Source organism: Burkholderia sp. MS455, assembly GCF_016899445.1.
Classification (GTDB): Bacteria; Pseudomonadota; Gammaproteobacteria; order Burkholderiales; family Burkholderiaceae; genus Burkholderia; species Burkholderia pyrrocinia_C.
This window is the reverse complement of record NZ_CP041779.1, coordinates 1,263,049-1,279,059: the sequence shown is the minus strand read 5'-3', so window position 1 is coordinate 1,279,059 and position 16,011 is coordinate 1,263,049. Positions and strand designations below refer to the sequence as shown.

Below are 16,011 nucleotides of genomic sequence, written 5' to 3'. Positions count from 1 at the left end.
TGGCAAGCGCCGCCTGCGACGCTGCTGCGCCGGCGCAACACACAGTGCGAAACCGGGGCGCGGCGGGGATGTTGCAGGCCGGTTTTCGGGCCGCCGGTCAGCCAGCCGCGACGCGCGCGAGCCAGTTCGTCACGCCGTCGACGGAACGGAAATCCGCGAGGCTGCGCGCCGGCAGCGCGGGATACGCGCCGCCTGCCATCTCGGCCAGCGCGCGCCCGGGGCCGAGTTCGAGAAACGCGGTCGCACCGGCCTCCACGCAGGCGGCGAGACAGGCCGCCCACTCGACTGGCTCCGCGATCTGCCGCGCGAGCTTGTCGAGGCCCGCGTCGACGTCGAGCACCGACGCGCCGTCGATGCCCGAAAACAATCGCGTGCCGGGCAGCGGCCGGCGCACGCGCACGTCGGCAAGCGACGCGCGAAATACCGGCACGGCCGCTGCGAGCCGGCGCGTATGCGACGCGATCCGCACGCACACGGGCGCGACGCGCAGCGCACCGGCGCGCGCGGCGCCGTCGGCCACCGCATCGACATCGGCCTGCCGCCCCGCGACCACGAATGCGTCGCCGGGGTTTGCGATCGCGATCGCCGCGTCGCGACCGGCGCACAACTGCGCAAGCTGCGCGCGCGTCAGGCCGCGCACGAACGCCATCCGCTCGTCGCCGCCGCTCGCCGCATCCATCGCGCGCGCGCGTGCGTCGGCCAGGTCGAGCGCGTCATGCGGATCGATCATTCCCGCGACGCTCCACGACGCGACCTCGCCGACGCTGTAGCCCGCGACGCAGCGCCGGCGCGGCCACGCCGCGTCGAGCAGCGCAGCCGCCGCAAGCGCCTGGACGGTGCAGAGGATCTGCGCGGCGCGGTTCTCGCGCAGCGCGTCCGGTCCGGCCTGCCGGACCCACGCGCGCGGATCGTCGCCGAGGAGCCGGCCGGCGTGCGCGAACAACGCATCGGCCTGCGGCACTGTGCCCGTCAGGTCGAACATGTCGGCGCGCTGCGCGCCTTGTCCCGAACAGAGGATCGCCAGCGTCATCGCGCGTCCCCGTCTGCTTCGAGCGCATCGACGAATACGCTCATCGCGAGCAGGTCGGCCGCGCCGCCCGGGCTCAGCCGGCGCGCAACGAACGCACGATGCGCGGCCACCGCGCGCAGCCGCCAGTCGCGCGCACGCACGCCGCCGCGTGCGACGAACGCACGTGCGGTCGCCCGCGCGAAATCGAGGCCGGCCTGCCCGCCCCGGTGCAGCAGGTTCGTATCGTCGAGCGCGGCGATCAGCGCGAAGCACGCAGCGACGCGCGCGGCTTCCGGATCGTCGGGGAGATCGCGCTTCGCACGGCGCAGCGCGGGCAGCCCGATCGCGTATACGGTCGCGAAACCGTCGGCCGCTTCGCGACGCGCGCCGCCGACGCCGTAGCGTCGGCTCGCGCGCTCGCCGTGGCTATCCGGCAGGCGCGGGCCGCCGAGGATATCGGCGCCCCAGCGGCGGGCGACGAACGCACCGAGCGTCATTCCGCCCGGCACTCCCCCCGGCATCGCACGCCGGCCCGCGGCCGCGCACAGCAGCCCGAGCCCGAAGATCGCGCCGCGATGCGTATTGACGCCGCCGGTCGCCGCGAGCATCGCATGCTCGGCACGCAGGCCGATCTTGCGCAGCACGGCCATGTCCGCGTCGCGCGCGCCCGCGTCGGCAAGTTCCGCGAAGTACGGCCGCAGCACGGCGGCGCTGCGCGCGAACGTCGCGGCATCCATGTCCGAATGACTGCCGGTGTCGACGTGGCTGACGAGCCCCGGCTTCGGATAGGTGTCGATCTCGAGCACGAGGCTGCGCTCGGCCAGCTCGGCGATACGCTCGGCAGCGGACGGCGCCGGTACGCGGCAGGCGGCCCATGCACTCATCGCGCGTCTCCGTTGAATGCGCCGACAGGCATCAATTCGACGGCGATCGCGGTCTTGACCGCGACTTCGGGCAGCCGCGCGTGCAGTTCGCGCCAGTTGACGCCCGCGCCGTCGGCGCGCAGCAGTTCGCCGTCGATGCGCATCGGCGCGCGCGCGTCGATCGCCGCGAGGCCGTCGAGCAGCGGTGCGAGCGACGCGGCCTCCGGCAGCGGAAACACGATGTCGAGATCGGAAGACTCGCTCAGGTAGCGCTCGCCCGTCAGCGCCTGCCACGCGAGGCTGCCGAACACGCGGCCCTGCACGCCGCAGCGCGCGCCGAGCGCATCGAGCTCGCGCAACGATGCGTGCCACGCATCGGGCGCGGCGGCAAGCACGTCGGCCAGCGCGGGCAGCGGGCCGACCGTCGCGAGCGCGTCGGCAGCGACATTCAGCGCGATGCGCCGCTTGCCCGCGGCAGGCGGCAGCGGCAGGCCGAGCGGCACGCGGCCGGCATCGGCCTCGTCGGGCGACGCGCGGCGCACGATCAGCGGCCAGCCGCGTTCGGCCCACGCGCGCACGAGCGGATCGGCCGCGAGCGCGGGATCGCGCGCGAATGCCGCGCCCCACCCCGCCGCCGTCAGCGTGACGAGCGTGTGGCGGCGCAGCGGCATCTCAGCGTGCGGCACGCGCGAGTTCCTCGACGCGCCGCGCGACGTCGGCCGCAACCGGCCGGCCGCGCTCCGCGCGACGGTCGATGCGGTCGGCCGGCTTGCCGAGCCATTCGCCGACCTGTCCGTCGAGCGCGCGGGACGGATCGAGCACGGCATCGACGGCACCCATCTTCACGAGATTGTCGAGCCCGGGCGCGAACACGGGCGTCGAGCGCGCCATCTCCTTCAGCACGTCGATCGGCAGCTTGGTCACGCGCGACATCGACGGCAGGTCCATCACCTCCGGCTCGGCGCCCGGCACCGCGAGCAGCGTGCGCGTCGCGAGCGCGGTCGCGATGAATGCGCCCGCGGCCGTGTGGCCGTACAGCACGCCGATCGTCCGGTGCCCGGCGAGATCCGCGTGCATCAGGCACTTCGCGAGATGCGACAGCCCTTCGTTCAGGCCGAGCAGTTCGTCGCGCTTGCTCATCCGCTGGCTGTCGCTATCGACGAGCACGAGGATCGGCGTGCCGCCGCCGCGCGCGATCGTGTCGAGCACGCGCGACGCGAGCGTCAGCGCCTCGTCGATGCCGAACGGCAAACGGTCGGCGACGCCGATCACGTCGACGCGCGTGCCGGCCAGTTCCGCGTGGCCCGTCAGCAGGCCGCCGGTGCGCACGATCGAATGGCCTTTCGGAAACAGCGAGATCAGGACTTCATCGAGCGTCATGCTGCCTCCCGCCGGGCAGCCTCAAGGGCCGCCCCCAGGAAGGCAGCCGCCCCCTCGGGAGGCAGCGAACGAAGTGAGCGTGGGGGTCGTTTCATTTCGGCTCCTGTAGCTGGTCGGCGAGTTTCGCGAACGCCTCGTCGGGCATCCCGGGAATCGCTTCGGGCGTGTCTGCGCCGAGCGCACGCCATACGTTGAGCGCATCCTTGCATGCACCGAACCGTTCGACACGCGCTTCGAGGCGCGCCTGTTCCTCATGCAGCATCGCCGCATCGAACTTCGGCGCGCGGCCGATCAAGTCGAGCGCCGCCGCGCGGAACGCGTCCGGCGTATCGGCGACATAGCGGTCCGCGCCGCCGATCAGCCGCCGATGCTTGCCGCCCATCGTGCGCCAGATCAGCGCGCGGTCCTTCGCGTCGAATTCGTCGACGCCGCGATTCGTCTCGATCACTTCGGGGCCCGATACGCTGATGCGCCCCTGCTCCGACACCGCGAGCGCCGAACAGCACGCGGCGAGCAACCCGCCGCCGCCGTAGCAGCCCGCGCGCCCGCCGATCAGCCCGATCACCGGCACGCCGGCCGCGCGCGCATCGACGAGCGCACGCATGATCTCGGCGATCGCCAGCTCGCCCGCGTTCGCTTCCTGCAGCCGCACGCCGCCCGTATCGAACAGGATCAGCACCGGCTTGCCGACTTCGCGCGCGGCGCGCAGCAAGCCGGTGAGCTTCGCACCGTGCACTTCACCGAACGCGCCGCCCATGAAGCGGCCTTCCTGCGCGGCGACGAACACCGGCCGGCCGTCGAGCCGACCGTGACCGACCACCATCCCATCGTCGAACTGCTGCGGCAGGTCGAACAGCGGCAGGTGCGGGCTCGTCACGCGTTCGGCCGGCCCGAGGAATTCGCTGAAACTGCCCGCGTCGAGCAGCCCGTCGATGCGCTGCCGCGCCGACGCTTCGTACCAGCTCGCGCCGTTCGCGACGAACGCGGGCGCGTCGTGGATCACGTCGGTCATCATGCGTCTCCCTCGATCGCGCGCACGGCCTGCGCGAGCCGCAGCGACACCATGTCGGGCCGTGCGCCGCCGTCGTTGATCGACAGCTTCAGGCCACCCGGCGTGCGCCGCTCGACGAAATCCGACACGACGGCCTGCCACACCGCGCCGAAGCCGACCGCCGCGGTGCGGATGTCGATCTCGCATTCGTTGCCCGGCAGCACGCGCTCGACGAGCACTTCGAGATTGCCGGACGCGACCACGCCGACGAGCGCCGCGGCCAGCTCGCCCTTCGCGCGCTCGCGCGCGGTGAAGCGATAGTTCAACTGTTCCATGCCCTCTTCCTCACCAGTTGCGGAACCGGGCCGGCGGCGCATAGAGCCCGCCCGACCAGTGCACGAGATCCTTGATCGAGCGCGCGGCGAGCCAGCGGCGGTCGGCGTCGAGCGGATCGATGCCGAGATCCTCCGGGCGGCGGATCACGCCGCGCTCGCGCAGCCGCTCGACCATCTTCCGGTCGCGGCCGCGGCCGACCTCCGTATAGCCGGCGACGCCGCGGATCGCGTGCTCCCGCTCGTCCTTGTCGCGGCACATCAGCAGGTTCGCGATCCCTTCCTCGGTGACGATGTGCGTGACGTCGTCGCCATAGACCATGATCGGCGCGAGATCGAGCTGCAGCTTGTCGGCGAGCTTCAGCGCATCGAGCTTCTCGACGAACATCGGCACGTTCTTGTCGCCGAACGTCTCGCCGATCTGCACGACGAGCTTGCGGCCGCGCCGCAGCGCCGCCGGCGTGTCGGGATCGGCTTGCGCGCCGGCCTTCAGCCACGGCTCGCTCGGATGGCGCCGCCCGCGCGCGTCGCTGCCCATGTTCGGCGCGCCGCCGAAGCCGGCGATCCGCTCGGCCGTGACCGTCGACGAATGGCCGGACAAATCGATCTGCAGCGTCGAGCCGATGAACATGTCGCACGCATAGAGGCCGGCTGTCTGGCAGAACGCGCGGTTCGAGCGCAGCGACCCGTCGGGGCCCGTGAACCACACGTCGGAACGCGCGCGGATGTAGTCGTCCATCCCGACCTCGGAGCCGAAGCAGTGGACCTGCTCGACCCAGCCCGATTCGATCGCCGGAATCAGCGTCGGGTGCGGATTGAGCGCCCAGTGCGTGCAGACCTTGCCCTTCAGCCCGAGCTTCGCGCCGTAGGTCGGCAGCAGCAGCTCGATCGCGGCCGTGTTGAAGCCGATCCCGTGGTTCAGGCGCTTGATGCCGTATGGCTCGTAGATGCCCTTGAGCGCGAGCATCGCGGTGAGGATCTGCGTTTCGGTGATCGCGGCCGGATCGCGCGTGAACAGCGGCTCGACGTAGAACGGCCGGCCGGCCTCGACGACGAAATGCACGCGGTCGCCGGGGATGTCGACGCGCGGCACCTTGTCGACGATGCGATCGACCTGCGCGATCACGATGCCGTCCTTGAACGCGGTGGCCTCGACGACGGTCGGCGTGTCCTCGGTGTTCGGGCCCGTGTACAGGTTGCCGTCGCGGTCGGCGCTGACCGCGGCGATCAGCGCGACGTGCGGCGTGAGGTCGATGAAGTAGCGCGCGAACAGCTCGAGATAGGTGTGCACCGCGCCGAGCGCGATCTTGCCGCCGAACAGCAGCTTCGCGATCCGCTGCGACTGCGGGCCCGAATACGCGAAGTCGAGACGCTTCGCGATGCCGCGCTCGAACACGTCGAGATGCTCGGGCAGCACGACGCCCGACTGCACCATGTGCAGGTCGTGCACCTTCGCGCTGTCGACGTCGGCGAGCGCCGTCGCGAGCAGGTCGGCCTGCTTCTGGTTGTCGCCTTCGAGGCACACGCGGTCGCCGGGCCGCAGCACCGCTTCGAGCAACGCCACGGTGTCGCGCGCAGCGACGCGCTTGCCTTGCGCGTAAACCGCGCCGGCCGCGAGGCGTGCATCGCGCGCCTGCCGCGCGTGATTCCATCCGGTCATGAACAGTTCTCCCGCTTCGATGGTTCAGCGGCATTCTAAGCCTGGCGCCGCCGCCGATTGATGATGTTGACGAATGCGACTCAGAGGACGCCGCGATGGGTGCGGCCCGCGTGCGGGCAGCATCCATCGACCTAGCCGCCGACCAGCGCGCGCGTCGTGAAGAACAGCACCGACGGGCCGAGCAGGCAGCCGACGCCCGTATGGAACGTCGCGACCAGCGCGCCGTACGGGACGAGCCGGCGGTCGGTCGCGGCGAGCCCCGCGCTCACGCCGCTGACGGTGCCCGCGAGTCCGCCGAAGATCATCGCGGAACGCGGCGTCTTCAGGCCCATGAAGCCGGCCGCGACCGGCGTGCCGACCATCACGATGATCGCCTTCACGAGCCCCGTCGCGATGCTGAGCGCGATCACGTCGGAGCTCGCGCCGATCGCCGCGCCCGTGACGGGCCCGACGATGTAGGTGACGGCGCCCGCGCCGATGGTCGTCATGCTGACCGCGTCGGTGTAGCCGAACGCGCGCGCGATGCACGCGCCGACGATGAACGGCAGCACGGTGCCGAGCAGCAGCGACACGACGCCGACGAGCCCGGCCTTGCGCGCCTCGGTCGGCTGCACTTCGAACGCGGTCGCGACGATCGCGAAATCGCGCAGCATCGCGCCGCCCATCAGGCCGACGCCCGCGAACAGCGGCACGTCGGCGAGTCCCTTCTCGCCGCCGGTGAATGCGCCGCCGACGTACGCGAGCGCCAGACCGATCACGATCGCGATCGCGGAGCCGTGCACGCGGCCGAACGTGAGCTTGCGCGACGCGATCGACGACAGCCACATGATCAGGCCGACCAGCGCGAACGACGCGACGAGCCCGTTGTGGGCGACGACTTTTTCGAGCATCTGCAGCATGGCGGCCTCCGTTACTGTTCTTCGAATTGCGGCACGCCCGCGAAGGCCGTGTCGTCGCGCCCCATGCGCACGAGTACCGCGATGCAGCATGCACAGATCGCGACCGCGCCGACGGCGGCCAGCAGCGCGACCGGGCCGCCCTTCAGCGCGGCGACGACGTTCTGGTTCGCGGCCATCGCGACGACGACCGGGATGTACATCGCGCCCCAGAAGCCGACGCCGGCCTCGGTCTCCTTCGGCAGCCAGCCGCGCCGGTGCAGCCACAGGCGCAGGCAGATCAGCAGCAGCATCGCGATGCCGACCCCGCCGACGTTGGTTTTCACGCCGATGGCCGTGCCCAGCAGGTCGCCGAGGAACAGTCCGGCCAGGTGGCAGAACGCCAGCAGCGCGGTTCCGTAGATGATCATGAGTCGTCTCCAGTCTCTTCGTAACGGGCGCCTGACGCGTGCAGAAAGCGGGCCCGCACGTCGATCCCGTGCGCGGACTGTCTCCTGCGGCGGTGCGCCGCGGCCCGGCGGCCCGTCGTGCGGGCGCGTTCTCGGGCGGTCGATGGGATGATGCGGTTTCGGGCCGGACGCCGGATGCCGTAGACTGACCGAAGCAGCCGCCGGCACGACGCGGACCACGCGTCCGGTTCGCCCCGTTGCACGGGCCGCACCGGGGCGTGATCCGATACTAGCGCCGCAATATCCGGCCATTTATGAAGTTGTCGAAACCGATTCAGTGGATTTAGCAATGCGCCCGTTACCGCCCGAGCTGCTGCGCAGCTTCGTCGCCGTCGCCCAGTCCGGCAGCTTCACCGCCGCGTCCGAGCGCGTGAACCTGTCGCAGTCGACCGTCAGCCAGCACATCCGCCGCCTCGAGGAGCTGCTCGACCGGCCACTCTTCGAGCGCGACACGCGCAACGTTCACCTGTCGCAGCACGGCGACGCGCTGTTCCGCTACGCGGTGCGCATCCTCGAACTGATGGACGAAGCCGTCACGTCGGTGTGCGGGCCGCCGCTGTCGGGCAAGGTGCGGCTTGCGATGTCGGAGGATTTCGCGTCGACGCACCTGACGTCCGCGCTCGCGAGCTTCGTGCAGCGCAATCCGGAAGTCGAGCTCGCGATCTCGACCGGGCTGTCGGGCGACCTGTTCGACGCGCTCGACGAAGGCCGGCACGATCTCGTGTTCGCGAAGCGCATCGCGGGCAGCCGGCGCGGCCGCGTGATCCGCAGCGAGCCGCTGTACTGGTGCACCGGCCCCGATTCGCGGATCACCGGCCACGAGGCCGTGCTGCCGCTCGCCCTGCATCCGGAGCCGAGCGTGTCGCGGCGCCGCGTGCTCGAAACGCTCGACGCGATCGGCCGACCCTACCGGATCGCGGTGGTGAGCAGCAGCATCGCGGTGCTGCGCGCGGCCGCGAGCGCGGGGCTCGGCGTCAGCGCGTTCGCCGGCTACGTGATCCCGGCCGGGCTCGCGCGGCTCGACGCGGGGCTGCCCGAACTCGGCGAACTCGAATACGTGATCGACCGGCCGGCGGCCGCGTCGCGCTCGACGCTCGCGCTCGAAGCCACGCTGATCGCGGCAGCGGCGGAGTTGTAGCGGCAACGGCAGCGACGGCGGGCGACACGCATGCGCGGCCGTGCCCGCAACTGACAGCTTTGCCCGGAACACGTCATCGTCCGCGCAGCACCCGCTCGCGACAATGGGCCCCATCGGAACGCACGGCAAACCGCCGCGCGCATCCGGTGTCCCGTCCCCTTGATCGGAGCGCACCATGAACGTCTTGCGATTCGCCGTCGCGACCGCAGCCGCCGCCCTGCTTTCCCCCGCCTTCGCCCAGACCGATGCCGCCGCGCCCGAACAGGGCCTGACACGCGCGGAAGTCATCGCCCAGTTGAAGCAAGCCTATCTCGACGGCGAACTGCCGACGAACGACGGCAACTATCCGCCGAGCGCCGCGACGCGCGCGCGCAACCGCGAACTCGTGCAGGCCGCGAGCCCCTCGTGGCTTGCACGGACGCCGCAGGCACCGCAAACGGCAGCGCAGCAGTAGCCAAGCTCGGCCCGGCCGATACCCGGCGCTGCAACGCGGTCAGGGCAAAAAGCTGCGGCGACGCGCGTCGATCAGTTCGACGAGCAGCCGGTCGCGCTCTGCCGCCAGTTCCTGCATCGAATGCTCGCCCTGGATCGCGCGCAATTCGTCGGTCAGCTTGCGGTCGACGTCCGGATCGAACGAAGGCGTGCCGAGGTCGTCCCACCAGCTCGCGATCGGCCCCGACAGGTGTTCGAGGAAGTGCGCGATCCCGCCCGCGCCGCCGCCGAGGTGATAGGTCAGGCACTGCCCCATCAGCCCCCAGCGCAAGCCGGGGCCCCATGCGACCGCCTTGTCCGCATCGGCCACGCTCACGACGCCTTCGCCGACGAGGTGATACACCTCGCGGAACAGCGCGGCCGCGAGCCGGTTCGCGACGTGGCCGGTCATCTCCTTGTTGAGGACGATCGTCTGTTTGCCGAGCGCATCGTAGAAATCCTTCACGCGCGCGATCACGTCCTGGCCGGTCGCGTCGCCGCCGACCAGCTCGACGAGCGGAATCAGGTGCGGCGGGTTGAACGGATGCGCGATCAGGCAGCGTTCCGGATGCTTTTCGCACGCGGTCTGGATGTCCGACATCTTCAGGCCCGACGAACTCGACGCGATCGGCACGTGCGCGGGCAGCACGTCGTCCATCTGCCGGTACAGCGCACGCTTCAGGTCGAGCCGTTCCGGGCCGTTCTCCTGCACGAAGTCGACGCCGTCGAGCGCGCGCACGAGATCGGCGTCGAACGACAGCCGCGCGGAAAGTTCGGCGGCCCGGTCGCCGAGAAACGCGGCCAGCGCGTCGCGCAGCCGCGCGTCGGCTTGCGGCGCCGGATCGGTCGCGACGACGTCGAAGCCCTGCGTCAGATAAAAAGCGGCCCAGCTCGCGCCGATCACGCCGGCGCCGACGATCGCGATGCGTCGAATGTCCATGGTTGTCCCGTCTCGTTGGTCTGCTGATATCGCGGCGATTGTCGCATCGAACCGCACGGGCACGCGTTGACGCAAGTTGCAGATTCCCTCTTGAAATGTGCTGCGGCGGCCACTAATTACGCGTTGCCGGGCAGTGCTCCACGCAAACGCACTGCCCCCGTTTCGACCCAGTGGAGCCACCCGTCACGCCCGCCGCAGGCGTCGCGCCGTCGCGTCTCCCGCGTTCACTGTTCCGGAGGACCATCATGAGCGGTATCCATAACGGCCAGGACCTGTTCGACGAATTCGCCCGCGTGCAGCGGCAGGTGGCGAACCTGTTCGGCGAGCTCCCGTCCGGCATCCGTGCGGTGCGGCCGGGCGCATTTCCCGCGCTCAACGTCGGCGCCACCGACGATGCGATCGAGATCGTCGCGTTCGCGCCCGGCATGGCCGCGGCCGACTTCGACGTGTCGATCGACAAGGACCTGCTGACGATCAGCGGCGAGCGCAAACCGGCGCCGCGCGGCGAAGGCGACGACGTGCGCACGTATGCACAGGAGCGCTTTCACGGCACGTTCCGCCGCGTCGTCGAGCTGCCGCAGAATGCGGACGCCGACAACGTCAGCGCGCGTTACGAAAACGGCTGCCTGCTGATTCGCGTCGGCCGGCGCGAAGCATCGAAGCCGCGTGCGATCACCGTTCAGTAATCTTCAGGATACCGACATGAACACGAACCCGACCCTGGCCGAACGCCACGCCGCCACTGCCCACCCGGCTGCCGCGGAAGCCGCGCGACGGCCCGCAATCACGCCGGCCGTCGACATCGTCGAGAACAATCTCGGCGTCACGCTGCGGGCCGACCTGCCCGGCGTGCCGCGCGAGAACCTCGACGTGAAGGTGCACGACAACACGCTGACGATCGAAGCCGACACGCACATCGACACGCCGGCCGACCTGCGCGTGCGGCATGCCGAAGTCCGCGCGCGGCGCTATGCGCGCACGTTCGTGCTGAGCCCCGATCTCGACACGTCGAGGATCGACGCGAACCTGCGTGACGGCGTGCTGACGCTGACGATTCCGCGCCGCGAAGAAACGCGCCCGCGCCGCATCGACGTGACGGCAGGCAACGCGTAAGCGTCGGCGCGCCGAAGCGCGACATGTTGCGACATGCATGAAAAAGCCCCGCCGGGCGCGATACCCGGCGGGGCCTTTTTGCAACCGGCGACGCGCGCGCCGTATGCGGATTCAATCGAAATCGAACAGGTCGAACATCGATTTGCGGCGGCGCTGGCCGTCATGCGGGTGACGGTCGTCGTGCGAGCGGCCGTCGCGCCCCCAGCCATCGCGATCGCGCGACGCGTGGGTGTGGGCGTGGGCGTCGCGCGAAGCAGGCGGCTCGTCGCGCCGCGCCGGCGCATCGCCGCCCTCGCGGGCGATCAGCTTGTCGAGTTCGCCGCGATCGAGCCACACGCCGCGGCACGTCGGACAGTAGTCGATCTCGATCGACTGGCGCTCGGCCATCAGCAGGTCGGGCGTCTTGCAGACAGGGCATTTCATCGCGTTTCTCCTTTCCGTGCGAATTCCAGACGACTTCCATATCAAGGCGCGCGAGCCGGCCGTTGCGGCGGCCGGCATCCCGCGCGCTGGCTCAGTGGCCTTCCACCCGTGCCGCGCGCTTCGCCTTCGCGCGCCGCGCCAGCATGTTCATGCCTTCGACGAAAGCCGAGAACGCCATCGCCGCGTAGATGTAACCCTTCGGCACGTGCGAACCGAAGCCTTCGGCGATCAGCGTCATGCCGATCACGACCAGGAACGACAGCGCAAGCATCACGATGGTCGGGTTGCGGTCGATGAAGCGTGCGAGCGGCTGCGCAGCGAACAGCATCACGGACACGGCGACGATCACCGCGACGAACATGATCGGGACGTGCTCGGTCATGCCGATCGCGGTCACGATGCTGTCGATCGAGAACACGATGTCGAGCATCACGATCTGGCCGATCGCGGCCCACATCGTCAGGCCGGCCGCGCCGCCGGAACCGCCGTCGCCGTCAACGTCGTGCGACACGTGGTGATGGATCTCGGTGGTCGCCTTCCACACGAGGAACAGGCCGCCCGACAGCAGGATCATGTCGCGCCACGAGAACGCGTGGTCGAAGAGCGTGAACACGGGTTCGGTGAGGCTCGCGATCCACGCGACGCTGCCGAGCAGCGCGAGGCGCATCACCAGCGCGAGCGCGATGCCGAGGCGCTGCGTGCGGGCACGCTGCGCTTCGGGCAGCTTGTTGCTGAGGATCGAGATGAAGATCAGGTTGTCGATGCCGAGCACGACTTCCATCACGACGAGCGTCAGGAGCGCGGCCCAGACGGCGGGGTCGGCGGCAAGCGTCAGCAGGTAGTCCATGAAATGGGCCGATACGAAAGTGGAAAGCCCGATGATATGCCGACCCAGGCTTCGAAAAAATCAGAGAGAATCTGATTTTAAGTTCGGTTTTTACGAAGTTTCGATCCGATGCTCAATTTCCGACATCTGTACTATTTCTGGGTCGTCGTGAAGGAAGGCGGCTTCGCGCGCGCGGCCGGGCGGCTCGACATGGCCGTGCAGACGATCAGCGCGCAGGTGCGCGAGCTCGAGAAATCGCTCGGGCACCAGTTGTTGCGCCCGGCCGGGCGCAGCGTCGCGATGACCGACGCGGGCCAGGCCGCGTATGCGCGCGCGGAAGTCATTTTCGAGATGGGGCGCCTGATTCCGGACGAAGTGCGCGCAGCGGCCAGCCAGCCGACCGTGCGGCTCGCGGTCGGCCTCGCGGACGGCATCTCCAAGCTCGCCGCGCATGCGATCCTCGCGCCCGTGCTCGACACGCCCACGCTGCGGCTGCTGTGCCACGAGGGCGAGCACGATGCGTTGCTCGCGGAACTCGCGCTGCATCATCTCGATCTCGTGCTGGCCGGCCAGGGCGCGCCGTCCGGTTCGAACCTGCGCGTGACGAGCGAGCGGCTCGTCGCGTCGCCGGTCGACTGGTATGGCCCCGCGGCGCTCGTCACGCCGGCCGCGCGGCAACGCTTTCCGCAATGCCTGGCCGACCTGCCCGTGCTGCTGCCGACCGCGCATTCGGCGCTGCGCGCGCGCCTCGACCTGTGGCTGGAAGGCGAACGGATCGTGCCGCGCGTGGCCGGGGAATTCGAGGACAGCGCGCTGATGGCCGTGTTCGCGGCGCGCGGCCTCGGCGTGTTCCCGCTGAGTGAACTCGGCGCGAACGACGCGTCGCTGCTGCGCGGCCTCAGGCGGCTCGGGCGCGCGGGCGACGTGACCGAGGAGATCCACGCGATCCGCTCGCGGCGCGGCGAACATCATCCGCTGACGTCGCGATTGCTGGCTTCCGCGCGGCCGTCGCCGGCCGGCTAGCGCCGGTTCGCGATCGTTCTCGCCGGTAACGGTTCGCCGAAACTGTCATGGGCGGAAACAGCCGCCGAAGCGAACGCGACATCAAACGAAACTATAATGACGCCCCGGCCATCCGAGATTGCCACGCGCCCATTGCCGGCCCCGCCCTTGCGCGACGGCCGCCATCCGGTTGCGGCGCGACGCGCGCAACCCCGCGCGGCATCTCGCCGAGCCTTCTGAAAGACGCCATGCACAATCGATTTCGCCTGTTTTCCGTTTCGTGCGCGCTCGCGGCCGCGACCGTGCTGGCGGCGTGCTCGTCGCCGCCCAAGCCGATCTACCAGCAGGAACAGTTCGACGCGGCGACCAGCCCGTATGCGCATACGTTCCACTCGAAATCCGACGCGGCCTGCGAGGCCGCGCGGCGCGCGCTGTTGAGCCAGGGTTATGTGGTGTCGTCGTCGCGCAACGACGCGGTCGACGGCAGCAAGAATTTCCAGCCGAACAACGACATGCACGTCGTGATCGAGTTTCACGTGGTGTGCGCGGACGCTACCGCGGACGGCTCGTCGAGCATCGCGTACGTGAACGCAGTGCAGGACCGCTACACGCTGAAGAAGTCGAATACGTCGGCCAGCGTCGGCCTCAGCGTGTTCGGCTCGCTGTCGCTGCCGATCGGGTCGAGCGACGACGCGCTCGTCAAGACCGCGAGCGAGACGATTCCCGCCGGCGTGTTCTACGAGCGCTTCTTCAATCTTGTCGACCATTTCCTGAAGATCGACCCGGCGCGCCGCGACCGCGCTACCGTGAAGGCCGCCGAGAAGGAAGCCGTCACGCCGCTGCCCGAACCCGCGCCGACGCCGCAGGGCGAACCGCTGAAGATGACGACGCCGGTCGTGCCGACGCCGCCCGCGGCGCCGGTGCCGCTTTCGGTGCCGGGTGTCGCGCCGGGGTCGGGCGCGAACGCCGTACCGGCCGCGGCGTCGGCCGTTGTCGCGCCGGCTGCGATGCGCGCGGCCGCGCCGATGGCGGCGTCCGGTTCGACGGCAGCATCGGCTTCAGCTCCCGCACCGGTTTCTGCACCTGCTTCCGGCACGGCGTCGCCGCCTGCCGGTGCGGCATCGACGCCCGCCGTTTCGGCACCGGCCGCCGCAACGCAGGCATCGGCCGTCGTGCCGGCGCCTGCGTCCGCCACGTCCGCACCCGCATCGGCATCCACGCCGTCGAGCGTCTCGACTGCGCCGGCGAATAAAACGCCCGCCCCCGCCGCTGCGAACCCCGTCGCGTCATCCGCGCCGTCCGGCGCGAGCGCACCGGCCGCGCACTGACCGGCCGTCCAACTGGCCGTCCAACCGGCCGTCCGTATCGTCGCGCCCGGCCGCATCCGGCGCAGCGCGACGATACGCATCCCCTTCGTCCCCCCCAGGAATTTCCGCGCGCCCGGCTGCCTGCCGGCTGCGTTTTCGCCATTGCGATAACGGGAACGTGACGTCGACGCGTCGCGGCAAGCGCTGCATAGCCGATGCCCGCGGTCGCCGAAATCGACGACCGTCCTTCCGTCGCCCGACCAACCCGCGTGGCGGCTTCCCCGCTTACCGCAACGTCGCGCGCAGCGTCTGCAGATGCTCGACGGTCGCCGTCACGCCGCCGCAGACGATCACGGCGATGTCCGATGCCGACGCAAGCACCGGCACCGGCCGCTCGAGCACGGCCAGCGCAGCGCCGCACGCGGGCTCGACGACGATCCGGTGTTCGTCCAGGAACCGCAGCGACGCGGCCACCGCGTCCGCGTCGGACACGACGACGGGATGGATCTCGTGCCGCGTCGCCCATTCGACCGCCGCGTCGCACGGCCGCTTCGCGCCGAGCGTCGTCGCGATGCTCGCGATCGCCGGCAATTCGACCGGACGCCCCTGCGCGACCGAGCGCGCATAGCAGTCGGCGCCTTCCGTTTCGGCCGCGACGACCGGCACGTCGTGCCAGCCGTTACGCGCCAGCCCTTCCAGCACGCCGCACAGCAGCCCGCCGCCGCCGACCGCGAGCACGACCGCGTCGGGCTTCGGGCCGACGGCCGCCATCTCGTCGATCATCGTCGCGTGGCCCTGCCACAGCACGCGGTCGTCGAACGGATGCACGAACGCGTCGTGCTCGCCGAGCGCCGACTGCGCGAACGCGTTCGCCTCGGCCCAGCTCGCACCGTGCACGACCAGCTCCGCGCCCTCGACGCGGATCAGTTCGCGCGCGCGGGCTGACGCGCTTTCCGGCACGACGACCAGCACCGGCACGCCGAGTTCGCGCCCGCAATACGCAACCGCGATACCCGCGTTGCCGCCCGACGACGACACGAACCGCCGCGAGCCGGCCGCGTGCCGCGCTTCGCAGACGGCGCCGATGCCGCGCAGCTTGAACGAGCCCGACGGCTGTAGCGCATCGAGCTTCAGCCGAATGGTCCTGCCGAGCCGGCGGGATGCGATTTGCGAGCGGATATAAGGGGTCGGGATATGAAGCGGCATGGAAC

At 70.4% G+C, this 16,011-nt stretch carries 19 protein-coding genes; 6 read left to right on the top strand and 13 right to left on the bottom strand.

What is annotated here, in order from left to right:
- Nucleotides 1-97: 97 nt before the first annotated feature.
- From mdcH to madL, 9 genes are all read right to left on the bottom strand, one after another.
- The gene (gene mdcH, locus FPJ27_RS25125; RefSeq protein ID WP_204426103.1) at nucleotides 98-1,030 is read right to left on the bottom strand and encodes a malonate decarboxylase subunit epsilon; all 933 of its coding nucleotides are present in this window, start codon (nucleotides 1,028-1,030) and stop codon (nucleotides 98-100) included.
- Entirely contained in the window at nucleotides 1,027-1,893 is an 867-nt protein-coding gene (gene mdcB / locus FPJ27_RS25120; RefSeq protein WP_204426102.1) for a triphosphoribosyl-dephospho-CoA synthase MdcB, read from the bottom strand. The genes mdcH and mdcB overlap by 4 nt, the downstream gene beginning before the upstream one ends.
- Nucleotides 1,890-2,558, bottom strand: a complete 669-nt coding sequence (mdcG, locus tag FPJ27_RS25115; protein WP_204426101.1) for a malonate decarboxylase holo-[acyl-carrier-protein] synthase — start codon at nucleotides 2,556-2,558, stop codon at nucleotides 1,890-1,892. The genes mdcB and mdcG overlap by 4 nt, the downstream gene beginning before the upstream one ends.
- Nucleotides 2,545-3,252: a biotin-independent malonate decarboxylase subunit gamma gene (gene mdcE, locus FPJ27_RS25110; protein WP_204426100.1), complete on the bottom strand. Its 708-nt coding sequence runs from the start codon at nucleotides 3,250-3,252 to the stop codon at nucleotides 2,545-2,547. Before mdcE ends, mdcG begins: the two co-directional genes overlap by 14 nt.
- Before the next feature lie 91 nt (nucleotides 3,253-3,343).
- Nucleotides 3,344-4,267, bottom strand: a complete 924-nt coding sequence (locus FPJ27_RS25105) for a biotin-independent malonate decarboxylase subunit beta (RefSeq protein ID WP_204426099.1) — start codon at nucleotides 4,265-4,267, stop codon at nucleotides 3,344-3,346.
- The gene (gene mdcC / locus FPJ27_RS25100; RefSeq protein WP_034183256.1) at nucleotides 4,264-4,578 is read right to left on the bottom strand and encodes a malonate decarboxylase acyl carrier protein; all 315 of its coding nucleotides are present in this window, start codon (nucleotides 4,576-4,578) and stop codon (nucleotides 4,264-4,266) included. The genes FPJ27_RS25105 and mdcC overlap by 4 nt, the downstream gene beginning before the upstream one ends.
- Before the next feature lie 10 nt (nucleotides 4,579-4,588).
- Complete coding sequence (mdcA, locus tag FPJ27_RS25095; RefSeq protein ID WP_204426098.1) at nucleotides 4,589-6,235, bottom strand: malonate decarboxylase subunit alpha; 1,647 nt, start codon at nucleotides 6,233-6,235, stop codon at nucleotides 4,589-4,591.
- A 131-nt stretch (nucleotides 6,236-6,366) separates the two neighbouring features.
- Nucleotides 6,367-7,134 carry a malonate transporter subunit MadM gene (gene madM, locus FPJ27_RS25090; RefSeq protein WP_072435889.1) on the bottom strand — a complete coding sequence of 256 codons (768 nt, stop codon included), beginning with the start codon at nucleotides 7,132-7,134 and terminating at the stop codon, nucleotides 6,367-6,369.
- An 11-nt stretch (nucleotides 7,135-7,145) separates the two neighbouring features.
- On the bottom strand, nucleotides 7,146-7,541 hold the full coding sequence (gene madL / locus FPJ27_RS25085; protein WP_034183253.1) for a malonate transporter subunit MadL: 396 nt from the start codon (nucleotides 7,539-7,541) through the stop codon (nucleotides 7,146-7,148).
- 328 nt (nucleotides 7,542-7,869) lie between these two features.
- Between madL and FPJ27_RS25080 the strand changes: the two genes are divergently transcribed.
- Nucleotides 7,870-8,718, top strand: a complete 849-nt coding sequence (locus tag FPJ27_RS25080; protein WP_072435890.1) for a LysR substrate-binding domain-containing protein — start codon at nucleotides 7,870-7,872, stop codon at nucleotides 8,716-8,718.
- Between the two features lie 175 nt (nucleotides 8,719-8,893).
- On the top strand, nucleotides 8,894-9,172 hold the full coding sequence (locus tag FPJ27_RS25075) for a DUF4148 domain-containing protein (RefSeq protein WP_204426097.1): 279 nt from the start codon (nucleotides 8,894-8,896) through the stop codon (nucleotides 9,170-9,172).
- Nucleotides 9,173-9,211: 39 nt separating this feature from the next.
- Here the strand turns inward: FPJ27_RS25075 and FPJ27_RS25070 are convergent, their stop codons facing one another.
- Complete coding sequence (locus FPJ27_RS25070; RefSeq protein ID WP_072435892.1) at nucleotides 9,212-10,129, bottom strand: 3-hydroxyacyl-CoA dehydrogenase NAD-binding domain-containing protein; 918 nt, start codon at nucleotides 10,127-10,129, stop codon at nucleotides 9,212-9,214.
- Between the two features lie 245 nt (nucleotides 10,130-10,374).
- Here FPJ27_RS25070 and FPJ27_RS25065 point away from each other — a divergent pair, with 245 nt between their 5' ends.
- Nucleotides 10,375-10,815 (top strand): Hsp20/alpha crystallin family protein, encoded by a 441-nt coding sequence (locus FPJ27_RS25065; RefSeq protein WP_072435893.1) that lies wholly within the window; start codon nucleotides 10,375-10,377, stop codon nucleotides 10,813-10,815.
- A 16-nt stretch (nucleotides 10,816-10,831) separates the two neighbouring features.
- Entirely contained in the window at nucleotides 10,832-11,242 is a 411-nt protein-coding gene (locus tag FPJ27_RS25060) for an Hsp20/alpha crystallin family protein (RefSeq protein WP_204426096.1), read from the top strand.
- Between the two features lie 111 nt (nucleotides 11,243-11,353).
- Here the strand turns inward: FPJ27_RS25060 and FPJ27_RS25055 are convergent, their stop codons facing one another.
- Nucleotides 11,354-11,665, bottom strand: a complete 312-nt coding sequence (locus tag FPJ27_RS25055; RefSeq protein ID WP_204426095.1) for a zf-TFIIB domain-containing protein — start codon at nucleotides 11,663-11,665, stop codon at nucleotides 11,354-11,356.
- A 91-nt stretch (nucleotides 11,666-11,756) separates the two neighbouring features.
- Nucleotides 11,757-12,512: a TerC family protein gene (locus FPJ27_RS25050; protein ID WP_072435896.1), complete on the bottom strand. Its 756-nt coding sequence runs from the start codon at nucleotides 12,510-12,512 to the stop codon at nucleotides 11,757-11,759.
- 108 nt (nucleotides 12,513-12,620) lie between these two features.
- On the opposite strand from FPJ27_RS25050, the gene FPJ27_RS25045 reads away from it, so the two are divergent.
- Complete coding sequence (locus FPJ27_RS25045) at nucleotides 12,621-13,514, top strand: LysR family transcriptional regulator (protein WP_204426094.1); 894 nt, start codon at nucleotides 12,621-12,623, stop codon at nucleotides 13,512-13,514.
- Nucleotides 13,515-13,741: 227 nt separating this feature from the next.
- A complete protein-coding gene (locus FPJ27_RS25040; RefSeq protein ID WP_204426093.1) occupies nucleotides 13,742-14,821 on the top strand; it encodes a DUF2242 domain-containing protein in 1,080 nt (359 codons plus the stop codon).
- Nucleotides 14,822-15,085: 264 nt separating this feature from the next.
- Here FPJ27_RS25040 and FPJ27_RS25035 read toward each other — a convergent pair whose 3' ends face one another.
- Nucleotides 15,086-16,006, bottom strand: coding sequence for a pyridoxal-phosphate dependent enzyme (locus FPJ27_RS25035; RefSeq protein WP_204426092.1), 921 nt, complete (start codon nucleotides 16,004-16,006; stop codon nucleotides 15,086-15,088).
- Between the last annotated feature and the right edge of the window lie 5 nt (nucleotides 16,007-16,011).